Genomic DNA, 17262 nt, shown 5'->3' on the forward strand with positions numbered 1-17262 from the left:
CGCCCTCCGTCTGCTACGGTGGACGGGAGCGGGGTACGCGGAGGGCGCGCATGAAATCCGTCCGGCAGGTCGCGATCGCCGACCACCTGTGGGAGGCGCTCGGGCGCATGGCCGACGAGATGGGCGTCGATCGCGAGGGCCTGCTCAACCAGGCCATCCACGTGTTCGCCCGCCTCAACGGCTACGTGGTGACCGGCGGGGCGTTCGAGCCGCGCACCGAGCCCCCCGGCGCGCCGCGGGGACCCCGGCCCGCCATCCCGCCGCCGTCGCGCGGGAGCTCCGAGCGGCTGGCGGTCGCCGAGCGCGTGCTCCAGACCGCGGCTCGCCTCGAGCGCGCCATCCACGAGCGCACCCCGGGCGCTGGCCCGCCGCCGCTGGGGGAGGGCGCCGGCCAGTCGCTGTCGCTGCGCCGCGACGACGGCTCGGAGTGGGAGGTGGCCCGCGACCGGTTCCTCATCGGGCGCGGGCGCCACTGCGACCTGGTGATCGACAGCGCCAAGGTGTCGCGCGAGCACGCGGCCATCGTCCGCGACGGCGACGCCTGGTTCATCGAGGACCTCGGCTCCGCGAACGGCACCTGGCACGACCAGGAGCGGATCCAGCGCCGCCGCATCGAGGACGGGGACGAGTACTTCGTCTGCGCCGAGCGGCTCCGCTGCGCGCTGAAGTAGCCTCGGGGCGGTCCCGTCCGGCGCCGCCGCGCTTTTCCCGCGCCGCCGCGCGCCCGCGCGGCTACCCTTCACCGCGACATGCCCACCCTGACCCTCATCGACGGCTCGGGCTTCATCTTCCGCGCCTACCACGCGATCCCGCACCTCTCCACCACCAAGGGGATCCCGACCAACGCCGTCTACGGGTTCACCAACATGCTGCTGAAGGCGCTGCGCGAGCACGCGCCCACGCACGTGGCGCTGGTGTTCGACGCGGGCCGCCGCAGCTTCCGCCACGAGATCGACCCCGAGTACAAGGCGAACCGCCCCGAGGCGCCCGACGACCTCGCGGCGCAGTTCCCGCTGGTGCGCGACGTGGCCCGCGCGCTCAACGTGCCGGTGATCGAGGAGCCGGGGTTCGAGGCCGACGACATCATCGCCACGCTGGCCAGCCACGCGCGCGCGGAGGGCTGGGAGGTGGTGGTCGTCACCGGCGACAAGGACTTCGCGCAGCTGGTGGACGGCGGGCTGTCCCTCTACGACCCCATGGCCGAGGCGAGCGGGCGCGGCGGGTGGACCGGCCCGGCCGAGGTCGAGAAGAAGATGGGCGTCCGCCCGGAGCAGGTGGTCGAGTACCAGTCCATCCTGGGCGACAAGATCGACAACGTGCCGGGGATCCCGGGGGTGGGGGAGGTGACGGCCGCGGCGCTGGTCCGCCACTTCGGCACCACCGAGGCCATGCTGGCGCGGCCGGCGGAGATCCCGGCGGCGGTGTCGCGCGGCGGGGAGAAGCTGCGGGACAAGGTGGTCGCGAACGCCGAGCGCATCCGCACCAACCGCCGGCTGGTCGCGCTGCGGCGCGACCTCGACCTGCCGTTCGCGCCCGAGGCGTTCGGCCGCCGGCCGCCCGACCAGGAGCGGGCCCGCGCGCTGTTCTCCGAGCTGGAGTTCTCGCGCCTGGTGAAGGAGCTGCCGCCGCCGCCGCCCACCGCCCGCGCCGAGACCCCGGAGACGATCGACGGCCGCGCCGCGCTCGACGCCGCGGTGGCGGCGCTGGTCGGGGCGGGCGGTCCGGTGGGGCTCCTGCCGGTGCTGGGCGAGGGGCCGCCGCGCACCGCGCCGCTGGTGGGGCTCGCGTTCGCCGGTGCCGGGCGCGCGTTCTACCTGCCGCTCGGGCACCGCTACCTGGGCGCGCCCGCGGCGCTCCCGGCGGCGGACGTGCGCGAGGGGCTCCGGCCGCTGGTGGAGGCGGCGCTGCCGCTGCACGCGCACGACCTCAAGGGCGCGGCGCACGCGCTGGCCCGGCTCGGGCTGGCGCGGTCGGGCCCGGGCGAGGACACCGAGCTGATGAGCCGGCTGCTCCTGCCCACCCGCCGCGAGCACGCGCTGGTGGACGTGGCGCGGGAGCGGACGAGCTGCGAGCTGCCGCGCAGCCCGGCCGACGGGGCGAAGCGCGGGGCGCCGGGCCTGGAGGGGCTCGAGGTGGAGCGGGTGGCGGCCTGGGCCTGCGCCTGCGCCGCGGCGCTGCCGGACCTGGCCGCGAAGCTCGCCGAGGGCCTGGAGACGGAGCGGCTGGGCGCGCTCTACCGCGAGGTGGAGCGGCCGCTGGTGCCCGTGCTGGTGGAGATGGAGCGGGCCGGCATCCTGGTGGACCGCGGCGCGATGGAGGGGATGAGCGCCGAGTTCGGCAAGGCGATGCAGGACCTGGAGGCGCGCATCCACGCCGCCGCCGGCCACCCGTTCAACGTCGCCTCGACCCGCGAGCTGGCGCAGGTGCTGTTCGTGGAGCTCGAGCTGCCCGTGGTGAAGCGGCTCAAGACCGGCCCGTCCACCGACCAGGACGTGCTGGAGAAGCTGGCCGAGCAGCACGCGCTGCCGCGGCTGGTGCTGGAGCACCGCTCGCTATCCAAGCTGAAGGGCACCTACGTGGACGCGCTCCCGCAGCTGGTGGACCCGGCCGACGGGCGCATCCACACCACCTTCCACCAGGCCGGCGCGGCCACCGGCCGGCTCTCCTCCTCGGATCCGAACCTCCAGAACATCCCGGTGCGCACCGAGCTGTCGCGGCGCATCCGCCAGGCGTTCGTGGCGCCGGCGGGGGCAAGGCTGCTCTCGGCGGACTACTCGCAGATCGAGCTGCGCATCCTGGCGCACTACTCCGACGACCCGGGCCTGCTGCAGGCGTTCCGCGATCGCGAGGACGTCCACACCCGCACCGCGGCCGAGACGTTCGGCGTCGCGCCGGAGCAGGTGACCGCGGACCAGCGGCGCATCGCCAAGGTGCTCAACTTCGGCATCGCCTACGGCCTCTCGGCGTTCGGCCTGTCGCAGCGGCTCGACCTGCCGCCGTCGGAGGCGCAGGGGATCATCGACCGGTACTTCACGCGCTACGCCGGCGTCCGCCGCTACATCGACTGGGCGGTGGAGGAGGCGCGCGCCAAGGGCGAGTCGCGCACGCTGTTCGGGCGCGCGCGCGCCATGCCGGAGATCGGCGCGCGCAACCCGGCGCTCCGCAACGCGGCCGAGCGCACCGCCATCAACACGCCGATCCAGGGGACGGCCGCGGACATCGTGAAGATCGCCATGATCCGCGTGCACGACGCGCTGGCGCAGGAGCGGCGCGAGGCGCGGCTGCTGCTGCAGGTGCACGACGAGCTGGTGCTGGAGGTGCCGGAGCGGGAGCTGGAGCCGGTCGAGGCGCTGGTGCGGCGCGAGATGGAGGGCGCGGCCCGGCTGAAGGTCCCGCTCGAGGTCCAGGTCGGCCACGGCCAGACCTGGGCCGAGGGGCACTGAGCGGGTCGCCGGCGGCGGGCGGGCGCTACTCGTCCGCGGCGCGGCGGCGGCCCGGCATCAGCTGCACCGCCTCCTCGCGCGAGGGCTCGCGGAACGCCTCGATGAGCTTGAGGTGGCTCTCGACCAGCGTGCGGACGTTCGCCTCGAACTGGACGCGCTGCCGCTTCAGCTCGTTGATGTCGTCCACGATGCGCAGGAAGCGCGAGTGGGCGCCCTGGACGATCTTCTCGGCCTGGAGCTCGGCGTCGGAGATGGTGATCTCGGCCTCCTTCCGGGCGGAGTCGCGGATCTCCTCGGACGCCTTCTGCGCCGTGACGAGCGTCTCCTGGAGCGCGCGCTCGCGCCCCCGGTGATCGGCGATCTCGTCCGCCTTGCGCTGGTTGTCCTCGCGGAGCGCCAGGTTCTCCTTCACCAGCCCCTCGAACTCGGCGGCGACGAGCGCCAGGAACGCCTCGACCTCCTCGGCGTCCAGGCCGCGGAAGGTCCGGCGGAACTGCTTCTGCGTGATGTCGAGGGGGGTGATGTTCATGGGTCGCTCCGGCGGTCATGATAGCGGCCTGCGGCCGGGTGTCCATCTCGCCCCCGGCCGCCGGGGCGCGGGCGCCGCCCCGGGAAGCGGCCGTGGGTTCCGGCGCTTATGCTATGTTCCGCGCCGCCCATGCCGTTCTCCGAGCTCATCGCGCAGGAACGCGCCGTCGGCTCGCTCCGGTCCGCGCTCCGGCGCGGCTCGCTGCACCACGCCTACCTCTTCGGCGGCCCGGAGGGCGCCGGCAAGGCGCGGGCGGCCCTGCTGCTCGCGCAGGCCGCGAACTGCGAGGGCGGGCAGCCCGGGCCGGGCGGGCTCCGCGAGGACCCCTGCGGCGCGTGCGGCCCGTGCCGCAAGATCGAGAAGGGCCTCCACCCCGACGTCGTGGTGCTCGCCGAGGAGCGGGCCATGGCGAAGGCGGGGCGGTGGGAGCCGAAGAGCGGCCGCGCGCCGTCGAAGGACATCGTGGTGGACCAGGTGCGCGACCTGGTGGACCACCGGCTGGCCATGAAGCGGTTCGAGGGACGGCGGCGCTTCGTGGTCATCGACCCGGCGGACGCGATGAACCCGCAGGCGCAGAACGCGCTGCTGAAGACGCTGGAGGAGCCGCCGGAGGACACCACGCTCGTGCTGGTGGCGTCGAGCCCCGACGCGCTGCTCCCCACCATCCGCTCGCGCTGCCTGCGGGTGAGCTTCCGGCCCCTGCCGGCGGACGCGGTGGCGGCGCGGCTGCAGGAGGGGGGCATCCCGGCCGAGGAGGCGCGCGTCGCCGCGGCGCTCTCGGGCGGCTCGCTGGGCCGCGCGCGCGCCCACGCGGGCGACGCGGCCCGGCGGCCGCTGCGGGCGGTGGCGCAGGCGGCGGCGCTCCGGGCGGACGACGCGGGCGCGTGGCTGGCCTGGGCGGCGGACCCGGGCGCCGACCCGGCCCAGGCGCGCGGGAAGGACCGCGACCGCAAGGCCGAGGTGAAGGAGCTCGCGCCGGAGATCTGCGAGCTCCTGCTGGTCTGGCTCCGCGACGTGCTGGCGGTGCAGGCCGGGGCGGACCGGCTGGCGGTCGCCGACCTCGAGCCGGCCACGCGCCGCGCCGCCGCGGCGCTGCTGCCGGGCGAGGTGGTGCGCCGGCGCGGCGAGGTGCTCCGGACGCTGCGGGCGCTGCGGCAGAACGCGACCTCGCAGCTCGCCCTGGAGCGGCTGCTGATCGGGTGGTTCCATGGCGGCGCCTAGGGGCGGGGGAGGGCGCGCGCGCGCGGCCGCCGGCGCCACGCTGGAGACGTGCCTGGAGGAGGCCCGCGCCGGGCGCCCGCAGCCGGTCTACCTGTTCGACGGGGACGCGTTCCTGTCGCTCCGCGCCGCCCGCGAGCTGGCCGGGGCGCTGGTGCCGGAGGCGCAGCGCGCGCTCAACCTGGTGGAGCTGGACGCCGCCGCCTCGCCCGCCGAGGTGGCCGCCGAGCTGGTCACGGGCGGCCTGTTCGGCGGGGGCAAGGTGGTGCTGGTGCAGGAGCCGGCGTTCCTCACCGCGAAGGAGGACGCCGCCGACGCGTTCCGCGCCGCCATGAAGAGCTGGGCCGACGGCCGGCAGCGCGACGGCGCCCGGCGCCTGCTCGCGCTCGCCGGCAAGGCCGGGATCGGCGCGCGGGCGCTCGCGCCGGGCGAGGACGGCCGGGTGGCGGAGAGCACCCGGCTCGCGCTGGCGGACGAGCTGGGCCTGTCGATGGACGGCGCGGCGGCGGCGTTCGTGGACGCGGCCGCGCGCTACGCGCAGGAGCGCGAGCTGAAGGTGGGCAAGGGCGAGGACGCGGGCGCGCTCGACGCCGCGCTCGCCGCCGGCTTCCCGCCCGGCCACGTCCTCGTGATCGCGGCGGGCAAGATCGACGGCCGCCTGCCGGTGGTGAAGAAGCTCGCCGCGGCCGGGCGCCGGGTGACCACCCAGCTGGAGAAGGAGGGCACCTGGGACGCGCAGCGCCTGGTGCTCGGCCCGGTGCTGGAGGCGCTGCTCGCCGGGACCGGGAAGCGGGTGGACCGCGGCGGCGAGGCGCGCCTGGCCGAGCTGGTGGGCGAGGACGCGCGCACGCTCGCGTCGGAGGTGGCGAAGCTCGCCGCCTACGTGGGCGACCGCAAGGTGATCGGCGCGGCCGACGTGGACGCGGTGGTGACGCGGGTCGCGTCGGATCCGTTCTTCGCGCTGGGCAACGCGGTGGAGGCGCGGGACCTGCCGGTCGCGCTGGGCGTCCTCGACCGCTCCGTCGCCGACGGCGCGAGCCCGTTCATGTTGCTCGGCTCGCTGGCCGCCACGGTGCGGCGGCTGGTGGTGGAGCGGGAGCGCGCCCGCGCCGCGGTGGGAGAGCGGCGCATCGGGTCCTTCAACGAGTGGCAGGCCGAGGTCCTCCCCACCGTCCCCGAGGACGAGCTGGAGGGGAAGAAGCCCTACGGGTTCTGGATGAAGTACCAGGCGTCGGCGCGCTTCGCGCGCGCGGAGCTGCTCGACGCGCTGGCCGGCCTCGCCGAGGCCGACGTCGCCATGAAGAGCGGGCAGGACGGGCGCGTGCGCCTGGAGCGGGTGCTGATCGGCCTGCTCGCCCGCGACAACCGGGAAAGGAGCACCCCTTGAGCCAGCGTCTCCTCGTCACGAGCGCGCTGCCGTACGCGAACGGCCCCATCCACCTCGGCCACCTGGTCGAGTACGTCCAGACCGACGTCTACGTGCGCTTCCGGCGCGCCTGCGGCGACGAGGTCGCCTACGTGTGCGCCGCCGACTCGCACGGCACGCCCATCGAGGTGAACGCCGCCAAGGTCGGGATGACGCCCAAGGCGTTCGTGGAGAAGTACCGCGCCGAGCAGCACGCCGACTTCCGCGCGTTCGGGGTGGAGTTCTCGACCTACTACACCACCGACTCCGACGAGAACCGCCGCTGGGCCTACCGGGTCTACGACGCGCTCAAGGCGAAGGGGCTCATCTACAAGAAGTCGGTGGAGCAGCTCTACTGCGAGACGGACCGCCGCTTCCTGCCCGACCGGTTCGTGAAGGGCACCTGCCCGAAGTGCGGGACGCCCGACCAGTACGGCGACGTCTGCGAGCACTGCGGGACCACCTACGATCCGCGCGAGCTGAAGGACCCGTACTGCGCCATCTGCCGCTCGGCGCCGGTGGTGCGCGCCAGCGACCACGCCTACGTGAACCTGCGCAAGCCCGACGTGAACGCGGTCATCCACGACTGGGTGAACGCCGAGGGGCACCTCGAGCCGGCGGTGCGCGAGCAGGTGAAGGGCTGGCTCTCCGACCTGCAGGACTGGTGCATCACCCGCGACGCGCCGTACTTCGGCTTCCCGGTGACCGACCCCGAGTTCCCGGGCAAGTTCCTCTACGTCTGGGTGGACGCGCCCATCGGCTACCTCTCCTCGGCCGAGCACTTCTTCGCGGCGGAGGCGCCGGAGGGCGAACGGCTGGCGCCGGCGGAGTTCGAGCGGCGCTACCTCGCGGTGGACGCGCCGGCCCGGCTCGAGCACTTCATCGGCAAGGACATCCTGCGCTTCCACGCCGTGTTCTGGCCGGCGATGCTCTGGGCCACCGGGCTGAAGCGCCCGGACCGGATGCCGGTGCACGGGCACCTCACGGTGAACGGCGAGAAGATGTCGAAGTCGCGCGGCACCTTCGTGACCGGCCGGACCTACCTCGAGTCCGGCCTGGACCCGGAGCTGCTGCGCTACTTCTACGCGGCGAACCTGGGCAGCGGCGTCTCCGACCTCGACCTGTCGCTGGACGAGTTCCGCAACCGCATCAACGCCGACCTGGCGAACAACGTCGCGAACCTGGCCTCGCGCGTGGCCGCGCTGCTGCAGCGGCTGCCCGGTGGTGTCACCGCCGCGCTCGACCCGGAGATCGCGGCCGCGACGCGCGAGGCGGTGAAGGGCGCGCGCGCCGCGTACCAGGCGCTCGAGACCCGCGACGTGGTCCGGCTGGTGAGCCAGGCCGCGAGCGTCTGCAACCGGCGCGTGCAGGAGACGAAGCCCTGGGAGGACCCGGCCGGCGACGCGGAGCGGAGCGTGCTCTACACGACCGGCAAGGCGCTCGTCGGCCTCGCCCGCGTGCTCGCCCCCGTCCTGCCGCAGTTCTCGGCGCGGCTCGCCGCGGCCTACGGGCGCCCCGAGCTGCCGGCCTGGACCGCGGACCTGGACCCGTTCGACGGCGCGCCGGTGCAGGTGGTGGAGAAGCCGCCGCAGATCGCGCGAGTGGACGCGAAGCAGGTGCAGAAGCTGATCGTGCCCGCGCCCGAGGCGGCGCCGGCGAAGGTCTCGCGCGCGCAGAGCCCCGCCGAGACGGCCACCCGCGCCAGCGCCAAGGCCGCGCCGCCGCCGGTCCCCGGCGTCATCCAGTACGACGACTTCGCGAAGGTGGAGCTGCGGGTCGGGCTGGTGAAGGCCGCCGAGAAGGTGGAGAAGGCCGACAAGCTGCTGAAGCTCTCGGTGGACGTGGGCGAGCCCGAGCCGCGCACCATCGTGGCCGGCATCGCGCAGGCCTACCCGGAGCCGCAGGCGCTGGTGGGCCGGCGCATCGTGGTGGTGGCGAACCTCGCGCCGCGGCCGCTGCGCGGGATCACCTCCCACGGGATGCTGCTCGCCGCCGGCGAGGCGCCGGACCTGCAGGTGGTCACCGTGGGCGAGGGGATCGCGCCCGGGACGCGGGTGAAGTAGCGCCTCGGCACGGCCCGCCCGCCCGCTTTGCGGGCGGGGCGGGCCGGGTTAGATCCACCCGATGCTGATCGACTCCCACGCCCACCTCGACCTCGACGACTACCGCGGGGACCTCGACGCGGTGATCGCCCGCGCCCGCGAGGCGGGCCTGGCGCGGGTGGTCTGCGTCGGGCTCTGGCGGGGCCCCGGCGACTTCGGCAACGCGCTGGCGCTCGCCGATCGCGATCCCGGCTTCTTCGCCGCGACCATCGGGATCCACCCGCACGAGGCCGCGCGCGTGCCGGAGGAGGACTGGGCCCGCCACGAGGCGCTGGCGCGCGACCCGCGGGTGGCCGCGGTGGGCGAGACCGGGCTCGACTTCCACTACGACCACTCGCCGCGCGACGTGCAGGAGGCCGCGTTCCGCCGGTCGCTGCGGACCGCGCGCGCCGCCGGCAAGCCGGTGGTGATCCACGTGCGCGAGGCGGACGCCGCCTGCCTGCGCGTGCTGCGGGAGGAGGGCGTCCCGGACGCGGGCGGGGTGATCCACTGCTTCACCGGCGACGCCCCCGCGGCGCGCGCCTACCTCGACCTCGGCCTGTACGTCTCGGTGGCGGGCATCGTCACGTTCAAGACCGCCGAGCCCATCCGCGAGGCGGTCCGCATCGTCCCGCGCGACCGGCTGCTGGTCGAGACCGACAGCCCGTTCCTCGCCCCGATCCCGTTCCGCGGGAAGCGCAACGAGCCGGCGCACGTCGTCGAGACCGCGCGCAGGGTGGCCGAGCTGTGGGGCGCGCCGCTCGAGGAGGTGGCCGCGCGGACCGCCGAGAACACCCGGCGGCTGTTCCGGCTCGCCTGAGCGGCGGCGCGGCCCGCCCGCGGCCCGGCGTCAGCCCTCCCAGCTCCCCCACTCGTCGGCGAGGTCCGGCTCGACGCCCGGGCGGTTGCGCTCCTTCCAGGTGACGATCTCCCAGCCGCGCTTCTCGGCGACGGCGCGGAACGGCGCCTTGGGGTTCACCACCACCGGCGTGCCCACCGCCTCGAACAGCGGCACGTCGGCCATCGAGTCGGAGTAGAGGAAGCTGCGGGTCAGGTCGAGGTCGAACCGCTCGGCCAGCGCCTCCACCGCCGCGCGCTTGCCGTCCTTGAAGACCACCGGCGGCAGGATCTGGTCGGTGATGCGGCCGTCCACGATGCGCGTGCGCGTGCCGACCGCGGCGTGCACGCGGAGGTGCCGGCCCACCTCGTCGATGATGTACTGCGACGAGCCGGAGGCGATCACCACGAAGTGCCCGGACAGCAGGTGCTTGCGGATCTGCCGGATGGCGCCGGAGGTGATGCGCTTGCGCAGGTGCCGCTCGAAGCAGACGTGCGCGTGCGCCTTCACCTGGTCCGCGTACAGCCCCTCCTGGCAGCGCGAGCCGACCTCCACCATGTCCTGCTCGGTGAGGCGGTTGCGGGCGTACTCGTAGATGACGCGCGGGATGCGGGACCGGACCTCGGGCCGCATCACGCGCTCGCTGTACAGGTACCAGGTGAAGATGGTCCCGGCGTTCCCGTCGAGGAGCGAGTCGTCGACGTCGAAGATGGCGGCCGTGCGGCCGAACGGGACCATGGACCGGTGCGCCTCCCCCGCGCGTCCGGCCGGCGGCCGCGAGGCCGCGCCGGGCGCGAGGAGGCGATTCTACGACAACTACCCCGCCGGCTTGTCCTCGGGAGCGGGCGTCCCGGCCGGAGCGGGCTCCGGGGCGACGTCCGGCTCGTGCGCGCCGGTGGACTGGTCCTGCGGCGCGGGGGGCGTGGGGGCGGGCGCCTGCTGCTGCTCCGCCTCGGCGGGCGAGGCCGGCTTCTCCTCGGCCGGCTTCCCGGCGTCCTCGAGCTTCTGCGCCAGCGCGGCGAACGGGTTGTGCGTCAGGTTCTTCTTCTCCGGCGGCCGGTGCGGGCCCTTGTCGCCGGGCAGCCGCGGGCCGGTGTAGCCGCGCTTCTTGTCGCCGAACCCGCCGCCACCGCCGCCGAAGCCGCGGTGCTGGTCGCGCGGGCCGCGGTCGGGCCGCTCGGCGCGCTCCGGCCGGCCCTCGCGCGGCGCCTGCGCCGGGGCGGGCGCGCCCTCGGCCTTCGCCTCGCCGGCGCCCTCGGCCGGCTTCGCCTCGGCGGCGGCCTGCTGCGGGCGCGGCTCGCGCTTGCGGTCCTTGGGCTTCTTCGGCGGGCGCGGCTGGCCCGGGGCGCCCGCGCCGTTGCGCGGCACGTAGATGACCGGGGTGAGGAGCTCCGGCGCCGGGCCCTTCTTCTCGGCCTGCACGGTCGGCAGGTTGCCGCGCCAGATCGGCTGCTCGTAGACGTTGTTCGCGTCGGTCCAGCGGCGGTTGCCGCCGTCCTTGCCCATCAGGTTGAGCCAGGAGTTCACCCGGCTGTCGATCTCGTCGATGGCGTGCGTGAGCATCGCCTCGAGCGTCATCGGCACCTTGGGCGAGCCGTACTCGAGCCGCCCGTGGTGGGAGAGGACCATGTGCACGACGTGGTGCTCGAGGTCGCGCGAGGCGCCCACGCGGCGCGCCTTGTCGTGGATCCACTGGGCGGTCATGACGAGGTGCCCGACCAGCCGGCCCTCGTCGGTGTACTCGGTGCTGCGCTCGCCGCTCAGCTCGCGGATCTTGCCCAGGTCGTGGAAGAACGCGCCCGCCACCAGCAGGTCGCGATCGACCTGCGGGAAGTGGTCGGCGAGGCGGTGCGCCAGCTTGAGGCAGGAGACGGTGTGCTCGAGCAGGCCGCCCGCGTAGGCGTGGTGGACCGTCTTCGCGGCGGGCGCGCGGCGCAGCCGGGCGGCCACGTCGTCGTCCTCGAGGAACGCCTTGATGAGGTCCTTCACGTGCGGGTCGACGACGCAGTCCACCAGCGCGAGCAGCTCGGTCCAGTGCGCCGACTCGGCCTCGCTCGGCCCGGGCTTCTCCGGCTTCTTCGGCTCGGGCGGCGGGGCCCAGACGAACTCGGCCGCGTCCAGCGTGGCCGGGTCGACCTTCGCGAGCGACTCGATCCGCAGCTGCGGCTTGCCCTGGAACGCGCCGATGGCGCCCTCCACCTCGACGAGGTCCTTCTCCTCGAAGGCCGCCGCCAGCTCCTCGACCTTCTCGAAGGCGCGCGCCTCGAGCTCGCCGGTCTTGTCCTGGAAGGTGACGGAGAGGTACGTCTTCCCGCTCTTCGCGGTGGGGATCGCCTTGCGGGCGACGAGGAACACGCTCTTGGCGCGCTCTCCCTCCTTGACGTCCTTGGCCCAGATCTTGTCCATGGTGCGCGCAAGCTAGCTCAGGCCGCGCGCGGACACAACACGGATTGGGCGCGGAATCGGGCCATCCGCGGGCTCCGCGCGCGGCGCTCCGGCGTGTGCGACCGCGGCCCCGCGGCCCGGCCGGGGGACGCGCCGCGGGCCACCTCCGCGGACGATCCGCCGCGCCGGTGTTATGGGGTGCGCATGCGGATCGATCGCGCGTCGGATGCGCTCCTGGTGGTGGACCTCCAGCACGACTTCCTGCCCGGCGGCGCCCTCGGCGTCGCCGAGGGCGACCGGATCGTGGAGCCGCTGGCGCGCCTGGCGCCCGCGTTCTCGACCGTGGTGGCGACGCAGGACTGGCACCCGCCCGGCCACGTGTCGTTCGCCTCCACGCACCCGGGCGGCGAGCCCTACGCGTCGATCGCGCTGTCGCAGGGCCCGCAGGAGCTCTGGCCGGACCACTGCGTCCGCGGCACGCGCGGGGCCGCGCTGCACCCGGCGCTCCCCGACGCGGCCGTCACGCTGGTGCTGCGCAAGGGCACGCGGCGCGAGGTGGACTCCTACAGCGCCTTCCGCGAGAACGTCGGCCCGGACGGCCGGCGCCCGTCCACCGGGCTGGGCGCCTGGCTCTCGGCCCGCGGCGTCCGCCGGGTGTTCCTAGGCGGGCTGGCGCGCGACTTCTGCGTGCGCGTGTCCGCGGTGGACGCGGCCGCCGAGGGGTTCGAGGTGGTGGTGCTGGACGACCTCACGCGCGCGGTGTTCCCGGAGCGGCGGGAGGCGGTGGATCGCGAGCTCGCGGCCGCGGGGGCGCGCCTGGCGCTGAGCGGCGACCTCATCCGCTGAGGCGCCACCGGGCGGGCGCTCAGAAGAGCGCGCGCTGGCGCGGCGCGGACGGCGCGGCGAGGCAGGCCGCGTCGTCGTTCGCGGGCGAGTTGACGCGCGGTGACACGGGGCGGACCGCGAGCACGCCGTCGCCGGGCGCGGGCAGGGCCGGCGGCGGGCCGGCGAGCCAGGCGTCGAGCAGCGCCGGCGGCACGAGCAGCGGCATGCGGTCGTGCAGCCGGCCCACCTCGGCGTTCGCGGCGGTGGTGAGGATCGCGAAGGCGGGTCCGCCCCCGGGCGCCTCGCCCCACAGCGCGGCCAGCAGCAGCGTGCCGCCGGCGCGCGGGTGGAGCCAGCTCGGCCGGCGATCCGCGGCCGGGCCCTCCCACTCGTAGAAGCCGTCGGCGGGCACCGCCGCCCGCCGCCCCGCCCACGCCTCGCGGAACGCGGGCCGGTCCGCGGCGCCCTCCACCCGCGCGTTCAGCAGGAGCTTGCCGCCCGGGCCCGCCAGCCCGAACGCGGCCGGCTCGAGCCGGCGCGCGCCGCCGCGCCCGCGGAGCACCGGGTGCGGATCGCCGGGGGCCACGTTGAAGCGGGGCCGCCAGCGCGCCGCGAGCGCCGCGTCCACCTCCGCCGCCCACTCGCGGGCGAGCGCGGCGAGGTCCGCCACGGTCAGCGTGAAGCGTCCGCACATGCGCCGGACCATAGCAGGCGGCGAGCGCTCCCGCCGCCGCCGGCCCGGGTGGCGCCCGGCGTTTGCGGTGCGCGCGGGCCGGGAGAACCTTCACCCCGGGGGGTGGGATGCGCGCGCTCGTCTACGAGGGGCCGTACCGGGTCAAGGTGAGGGACAAGCCCGCGCCGCGGATCGAGCACGGGGAGGACGTGGTGCTCCGGGTGACGCGCGCGGCGATCTGCGGCTCGGACCTGCACCTGCTCCACGGCTTCGTCCCGGACACGCGCGTGGGGAGCACGTTCGGCCACGAGTTCACCGGCGTGGTCGAGGAGACCGGCCCGGCGGTGCGCACGCTGCGGGGCGGCGACCGGGTGGTGGTCCCGTTCAACATCTCGTGCGGGCGCTGCTTCTACTGCACGCGCGGCCTCTCCGGCGACTGCGAGGCCTCCAACCCCATGTCCGACCTGGCCTCCGGGGTGTACGGCTACTCGCACACCACCGGCGGCTACGACGGCGGGCAGGCGGAGTACGTGCGCGTCCCGTTCGCCGACGTCGGGCCCATGAAGATCCCGGAGGACCTGGAGGACGAGGACGTGCTGCTGCTCTCGGACGTGCTGCCGACCGGCTACCAGGCCGCGGAGATGGGCGGCGTCCGCGAGGGCGACGTGGTGGCGGTGTTCGGCTGCGGCCCGGTGGGCCTGGTGGCGGCGCGCTCGGCCTGGCTGCTCGGGGCGGGGCGGGTGATCGCGGTGGACCGGGTGCCGGCCCGGCTGCGCTTCGCGGAGCGCTGGGCCGGCGCCGAGACGCTCGACCTGGAGGCGGCGGGCTGGGACCCGGTCCCGGTGCTGAAGGAGCTGACCGGCGGGCGCGGGCCGGACGTGTGCGTGGACGCGGTCGGGCTGGAGGCGTCCGGGTCGCCGTGGCAGACGCTCCTCGGCCGCGGGCTGAAGCTGCAGGCCGGGTCGGCGGTGGCGCTCTCCTGGGCCATCCACGCGGTCCGGAAGGGCGGGACGGTGTCGATCGTGGGGGTGTACGGACCGCCCGCCAACCTGGTGCCGATCGGCGCGGCCATGAACAAGGGGCTCACGCTCCGGACCGCGCAGGCGAACGTGAAGCGCTACATGCCGCACCTGCTGGAGCACGTGCGGGCGGGGCGCCTCGACGGGAAGGGGCTCATCACCCACCGGTTCCCGCTGGAGCGGGCCGCGCACGCGTACGCGGTGTTCGGGGACCGGGCCGACGGGTGCGTGAAGTGCGTGCTGGTCCCGGGCGCGGCGGCGTGACCGCGCGGGACGAGGGGGGACGGATGCAGGGGATCGGGCCGGGCACGATGCGCGCCGGGAACGGGCCGCCGCCGGGCGCGGGCGTGGACGGCGCCCTGCCGGCGCGGCCGGGCGTGCCACGGGAGCAGCGGGAGCTGGCGGTGCCCGACGTGGACCGCGACGAGCCGGCGCGCCAGCCCGGGGCGGACGCGCTGGGCCGGACCGGGCTGCGCGTCCGGACGCCGGTGTTCGGGACGGCGCAGCCGGCGCGGGGTGCCTCCGGCGCGCTGCGGCGGGCCGCCTACCGCATCCCCGAGCACCGCGCCGGACGCTGGGCCCTGCTGCTGGCGGCGGACCGGGTGGACGTGCTGGAGCACCGGCTCCGGCGGGCCGGGTGGGCGCTTCCCGCCCTCGCGGCGCTCGCGGCGGGGTACCTGGTGGCCTCCCGCGCGCTGCGCCGCCGGTGAGCGCGCCGGCGCCGGCCTTGCGCCCCCGGGCGCCGCCGCCGAGGATCCGCGCGCGGGCTCGCGTGAGGAGGACTTCGCGGCGCGTTCTGCTGCTAGAATGGCGGCGGCGCCCGTCGAGGAGGTGTGCTTGCCCGCCGTCACCCGAGTGCTGGTTCCCATCGACTTCTCGCCGTCGTCGCGGGCGGCCCTGGAGTAGCGATCTTCGTCGCGGGCAAGCACGGCGCCGAGCTCGAGGTGCTGCACGTCTGGGAGCCGCCCGGCTACGTCGGCCCCGACACGCTCGCGCTGCTGCCGGTGGGCAGCGGCCAGCCGGGCTGGGAGCAGACGCGCAACGAGGTGCAGCGCGAGGTGGATCACTTCCTCGCGAAGGCGGCGGCGCGCCCGCGCTCGCTCTCGGTGCGCGTCGAGGCGGGCGAGCCGTCCGACGCGATCCTGGGCATGGCGCGGGAGGGCGGCGCCGACCTGATCGTCATGGGGACGCACGGGCGCACCGGCCTGTCGCGCCTCCTCATCGGCAGCGTGGCGGAGGCGGTGCTGCGCCGCTCCACCTGCCCGGTGCTGACCCTGCGCGTCGCCTCGCGGGCGCCGCGCGAGTCGGTGCCGCTGTAGCAGCGACGGGCGGACGCGTCCGCCCGTGATCGGGGGGGACCGGGGACGGGCGTCGGCGTCGGCTCCGCGGGGCCGCCGCGCGGGCCGGTCCCGAGGAGGAGGTCGTCCCGATGACGCTCGTCTGCGAGGCGATGAACCGGGCGCCGGCGACGGTGGAGGCGGACGCGACGGCGGCGCGGGCGCTCGCCGTGGTGGAGGCCACCGGGGCCGCGCACCTGCTGGTGATGGATCACGACGACCTGATCGGCATCCTCTGCGCGTGCGACCTGCGCGCGGCCGGGCCCGACGAGGCGGTCTCGGAGCGCATGAGCGTGCCGGTCATCACCATCCGTCCGGACGCGACGCTGGAGGACGCGGCCGTCACCCTGGGTGACTGCGGGGTGGGCTGCCTCCCGGTGGTGGTGGGCGGCCTCGTGCTCGGGACCGTCGGCGAGGAGGAGCTCGCCGCGGCCGGGATCCAGGGCCGGCTGCCGCACCGGCGCTGCCACCCGCGCGCGCACGGGCTGGAGCCGGCCGGGCCCCACCTGGCGCACCATCACTGAGGGTGACGGGCGCGCGCCGGAGCGCACGCCCGCGTGGCCTCCCCCTTGCTACGGAAAGGGCGGGGGAGGCGCATGCGCAAGCAGACCGTCCAGGCGTTCATGACGATCGGCCCGGTGGTGATCGCGCCGGAGCGCACGCTCGCCGACGCACACCGGCTCATGCGCGAGCGCGGCATCCGCCACCTGCCGGTGGTGGACGCGGGCGCGCTGGTCGGGGTGGTCTCGCAGCGCGACCTGTACCTGCTCGAGACGCTGCGCGGCGTGGACCCGGAGCAGGAGCGCGTGCGCGAGGCCATGACGCCGGAGCCGTTCGCGGTGCCCCCGGACGCGGCGCTGGACGAGGTGGCCGAGCACATGGCGGAGCACCGGCTCGGGTCCGCGGTGGTGGTGGACCGCGGCGCGGTGATCGGGCTGTTCACCACGGTGGACGCGCTGCGCGCGCTGGCGGCGCTGGTGCGCCGGCGCGGCGCGAGGCCGGCGCGGAGCCCACCCCGCGAGCCTCCCGCCGGCGTGTCAGGCCGGACCGACCGCTGAACGCACGCTTGCGCAAGCCGTGCGCCAAGTCGCCGGGGGCACGCAACTCTCGCGGCCGAATTCCCGGAAACCGCTCGGAAATCCGCCGCGCTGGGCCCGGGCACGGCTCGTGAAGAGCGTGGCCGGCATGAGCCGGTTCGAAGCGGACGCCCGCGAGGTGCTGCTGCGGCGTCGCCGCTCGCTCAGCCAGGGCGTCGCGCCGCCACGCCCATCCGATCCCGCCGCGCGCTGGGCAGACTACGAGTCCATCCCGGCGCCGGTGCCGGAGGGCGTGCGCCGCGAGCTGGCCGAGATCGACGCGGCGCTCGAGCGCATCCAGCAGGGCCGCTACGGCACCTGCCTCGCGTGCGGCGGCCCCATGGGCCTGCAGCGGCTCCGGGCCATCCCCGAGGCGCGCTACTGCATCGCCTGCAGCGGTCACCACCACGCCGCCGAGTAGCGCCGCGGCGCG

At 75.7% G+C, this 17262-nt stretch carries 17 protein-coding genes; 13 read left to right on the plus strand and 4 right to left on the minus strand.

The genetic code is table 11. The features are described 5' to 3' along the window. Positions 1 to 50: 50 nt before the first annotated feature. Together ACOQFB_RS08410 and polA are read left to right on the plus strand one after the other, a co-directional pair. Positions 51 to 671, plus strand: coding sequence for an FHA domain-containing protein (locus ACOQFB_RS08410; protein ID WP_059438559.1), 621 nt, complete (start codon positions 51 to 53; stop codon positions 669 to 671). 78 nt (positions 672 to 749) lie between these two features. Then, positions 750 to 3443 carry a DNA polymerase I gene (polA, locus tag ACOQFB_RS08415; RefSeq protein WP_421610202.1) on the plus strand — a complete coding sequence of 898 codons (2694 nt, stop codon included), beginning with the start codon at positions 750 to 752 and terminating at the stop codon, positions 3441 to 3443. A gap of 25 nt (positions 3444 to 3468) precedes the next feature. Here the strand turns inward: polA and ACOQFB_RS08420 are convergent, their stop codons facing one another. Then, a complete protein-coding gene (locus ACOQFB_RS08420) occupies positions 3469 to 3972 on the minus strand; it encodes a DivIVA domain-containing protein (protein ID WP_059438561.1) in 504 nt (167 codons plus the stop codon). A 129-nt stretch (positions 3973 to 4101) separates the two neighbouring features. Between ACOQFB_RS08420 and holB the strand changes: the two genes are divergently transcribed. From holB to ACOQFB_RS08440, 4 genes are all read left to right on the plus strand, one after another. Beyond that, positions 4102 to 5193, plus strand: coding sequence for a DNA polymerase III subunit delta' (gene holB, locus ACOQFB_RS08425; protein ID WP_421610201.1), 1092 nt, complete (start codon positions 4102 to 4104; stop codon positions 5191 to 5193). Continuing rightward, positions 5180 to 6577 (plus strand): DNA polymerase III subunit delta, encoded by a 1398-nt coding sequence (locus ACOQFB_RS08430; protein ID WP_421610200.1) that lies wholly within the window; start codon positions 5180 to 5182, stop codon positions 6575 to 6577. Before holB ends, ACOQFB_RS08430 begins: the two co-directional genes overlap by 14 nt. Then, entirely contained in the window at positions 6574 to 8658 is a 2085-nt protein-coding gene (gene metG / locus ACOQFB_RS08435; protein WP_421610199.1) for a methionine--tRNA ligase, read from the plus strand. The genes ACOQFB_RS08430 and metG overlap by 4 nt, the downstream gene beginning before the upstream one ends. Positions 8659 to 8719: 61 nt before the next feature. Next, the gene (locus tag ACOQFB_RS08440; protein ID WP_421610198.1) at positions 8720 to 9496 is read left to right on the plus strand and encodes a TatD family hydrolase; all 777 of its coding nucleotides are present in this window, start codon (positions 8720 to 8722) and stop codon (positions 9494 to 9496) included. 30 nt (positions 9497 to 9526) lie between these two features. On the opposite strand, the gene ACOQFB_RS08445 is transcribed toward ACOQFB_RS08440, so the two are convergent. Together ACOQFB_RS08445 and ACOQFB_RS08450 are read right to left on the minus strand one after the other, a co-directional pair. Continuing rightward, entirely contained in the window at positions 9527 to 10252 is a 726-nt protein-coding gene (locus tag ACOQFB_RS08445; protein WP_059437743.1) for an HAD family hydrolase, read from the minus strand. A 78-nt stretch (positions 10253 to 10330) separates the two neighbouring features. Further along, a complete protein-coding gene (locus tag ACOQFB_RS08450) occupies positions 10331 to 11920 on the minus strand; it encodes a 3'-5' exoribonuclease YhaM family protein (protein ID WP_421610197.1) in 1590 nt (529 codons plus the stop codon). 183 nt (positions 11921 to 12103) lie between these two features. Here ACOQFB_RS08450 and ACOQFB_RS08455 point away from each other — a divergent pair, with 183 nt between their 5' ends. Continuing rightward, on the plus strand, positions 12104 to 12745 hold the full coding sequence (locus ACOQFB_RS08455) for a nicotinamidase (RefSeq protein ID WP_059437741.1): 642 nt from the start codon (positions 12104 to 12106) through the stop codon (positions 12743 to 12745). A gap of 19 nt (positions 12746 to 12764) precedes the next feature. Here the strand turns inward: ACOQFB_RS08455 and ACOQFB_RS08460 are convergent, their stop codons facing one another. Further along, positions 12765 to 13418, minus strand: a complete 654-nt coding sequence (locus tag ACOQFB_RS08460) for an SOS response-associated peptidase (RefSeq protein WP_421610196.1) — start codon at positions 13416 to 13418, stop codon at positions 12765 to 12767. A gap of 107 nt (positions 13419 to 13525) precedes the next feature. Between ACOQFB_RS08460 and ACOQFB_RS08465 the strand changes: the two genes are divergently transcribed. The 6 genes from ACOQFB_RS08465 to ACOQFB_RS08490 all read left to right on the plus strand — a co-directional run bounded on the left by ACOQFB_RS08465 (position 13526) and on the right by ACOQFB_RS08490 (position 17250). Next, positions 13526 to 14680, plus strand: a complete 1155-nt coding sequence (locus ACOQFB_RS08465; RefSeq protein WP_421610195.1) for a zinc-dependent alcohol dehydrogenase — start codon at positions 13526 to 13528, stop codon at positions 14678 to 14680. A gap of 23 nt (positions 14681 to 14703) precedes the next feature. After that, positions 14704 to 15126, plus strand: a complete 423-nt coding sequence (locus ACOQFB_RS08470) for a hypothetical protein (RefSeq protein WP_059437738.1) — start codon at positions 14704 to 14706, stop codon at positions 15124 to 15126. A 123-nt stretch (positions 15127 to 15249) separates the two neighbouring features. Continuing rightward, positions 15250 to 15735, plus strand: a complete 486-nt coding sequence (locus ACOQFB_RS08475; RefSeq protein ID WP_494492531.1) for a universal stress protein — start codon at positions 15250 to 15252, stop codon at positions 15733 to 15735. A gap of 110 nt (positions 15736 to 15845) precedes the next feature. Then, positions 15846 to 16277, plus strand: coding sequence for a CBS domain-containing protein (locus ACOQFB_RS08480; RefSeq protein ID WP_059437736.1), 432 nt, complete (start codon positions 15846 to 15848; stop codon positions 16275 to 16277). A 72-nt stretch (positions 16278 to 16349) separates the two neighbouring features. Further along, positions 16350 to 16811, plus strand: a complete 462-nt coding sequence (locus ACOQFB_RS08485; RefSeq protein WP_059437735.1) for a CBS domain-containing protein — start codon at positions 16350 to 16352, stop codon at positions 16809 to 16811. 127 nt (positions 16812 to 16938) lie between these two features. Next, positions 16939 to 17250, plus strand: coding sequence for a TraR/DksA family transcriptional regulator (locus tag ACOQFB_RS08490; protein ID WP_059437748.1), 312 nt, complete (start codon positions 16939 to 16941; stop codon positions 17248 to 17250). Positions 17251 to 17262: the final 12 nt, after the last annotated feature.

Origin of the sequence: Anaeromyxobacter sp. Red801 (assembly GCF_049201065.2) — a bacterium.
In the GTDB taxonomy this organism is placed as follows: domain Bacteria; phylum Myxococcota; class Myxococcia; order Myxococcales; family Anaeromyxobacteraceae; genus Anaeromyxobacter.

Excerpts from the sequence above, each read along its gene's own strand:
- holB (WP_421610201.1), top strand. The coding sequence starts at position 4,102 with ATGCCGTTCTCCGAGCTCATCGCGCAGGAACGCGCCGTCGGCTCGCTC.
- ACOQFB_RS08470 (WP_059437738.1), top strand. The coding sequence starts at position 14,704 with ATGCAGGGGATCGGGCCGGGCACGATGCGCGCCGGGAACGGGCCGCCG.
- ACOQFB_RS08420 (WP_059438561.1), bottom strand. The coding sequence starts at position 3,972 with ATGAACATCACCCCCCTCGACATCACGCAGAAGCAGTTCCGCCGGACC.
- ACOQFB_RS08440 (WP_421610198.1), top strand. The coding sequence starts at position 8,720 with ATGCTGATCGACTCCCACGCCCACCTCGACCTCGACGACTACCGCGGG.
- ACOQFB_RS08410 (WP_059438559.1), top strand. The coding sequence starts at position 51 with ATGAAATCCGTCCGGCAGGTCGCGATCGCCGACCACCTGTGGGAGGCG.
- ACOQFB_RS08460 (WP_421610196.1), bottom strand. The coding sequence starts at position 13,418 with ATGTGCGGACGCTTCACGCTGACCGTGGCGGACCTCGCCGCGCTCGCC.
- ACOQFB_RS08450 (WP_421610197.1), bottom strand. The coding sequence starts at position 11,920 with ATGGACAAGATCTGGGCCAAGGACGTCAAGGAGGGAGAGCGCGCCAAG.
- ACOQFB_RS08490 (WP_059437748.1), top strand. The coding sequence starts at position 16,939 with ATGAGCCGGTTCGAAGCGGACGCCCGCGAGGTGCTGCTGCGGCGTCGC.
- ACOQFB_RS08455 (WP_059437741.1), top strand. The coding sequence starts at position 12,104 with ATGCGGATCGATCGCGCGTCGGATGCGCTCCTGGTGGTGGACCTCCAG.
- ACOQFB_RS08445 (WP_059437743.1), bottom strand. The coding sequence starts at position 10,252 with ATGGTCCCGTTCGGCCGCACGGCCGCCATCTTCGACGTCGACGACTCG.
- polA (WP_421610202.1), top strand. The coding sequence starts at position 750 with ATGCCCACCCTGACCCTCATCGACGGCTCGGGCTTCATCTTCCGCGCC.
- ACOQFB_RS08465 (WP_421610195.1), top strand. The coding sequence starts at position 13,526 with ATGCGCGCGCTCGTCTACGAGGGGCCGTACCGGGTCAAGGTGAGGGAC.
- ACOQFB_RS08480 (WP_059437736.1), top strand. The coding sequence starts at position 15,846 with ATGACGCTCGTCTGCGAGGCGATGAACCGGGCGCCGGCGACGGTGGAG.
- ACOQFB_RS08485 (WP_059437735.1), top strand. The coding sequence starts at position 16,350 with ATGCGCAAGCAGACCGTCCAGGCGTTCATGACGATCGGCCCGGTGGTG.
- ACOQFB_RS08430 (WP_421610200.1), top strand. The coding sequence starts at position 5,180 with ATGGCGGCGCCTAGGGGCGGGGGAGGGCGCGCGCGCGCGGCCGCCGGC.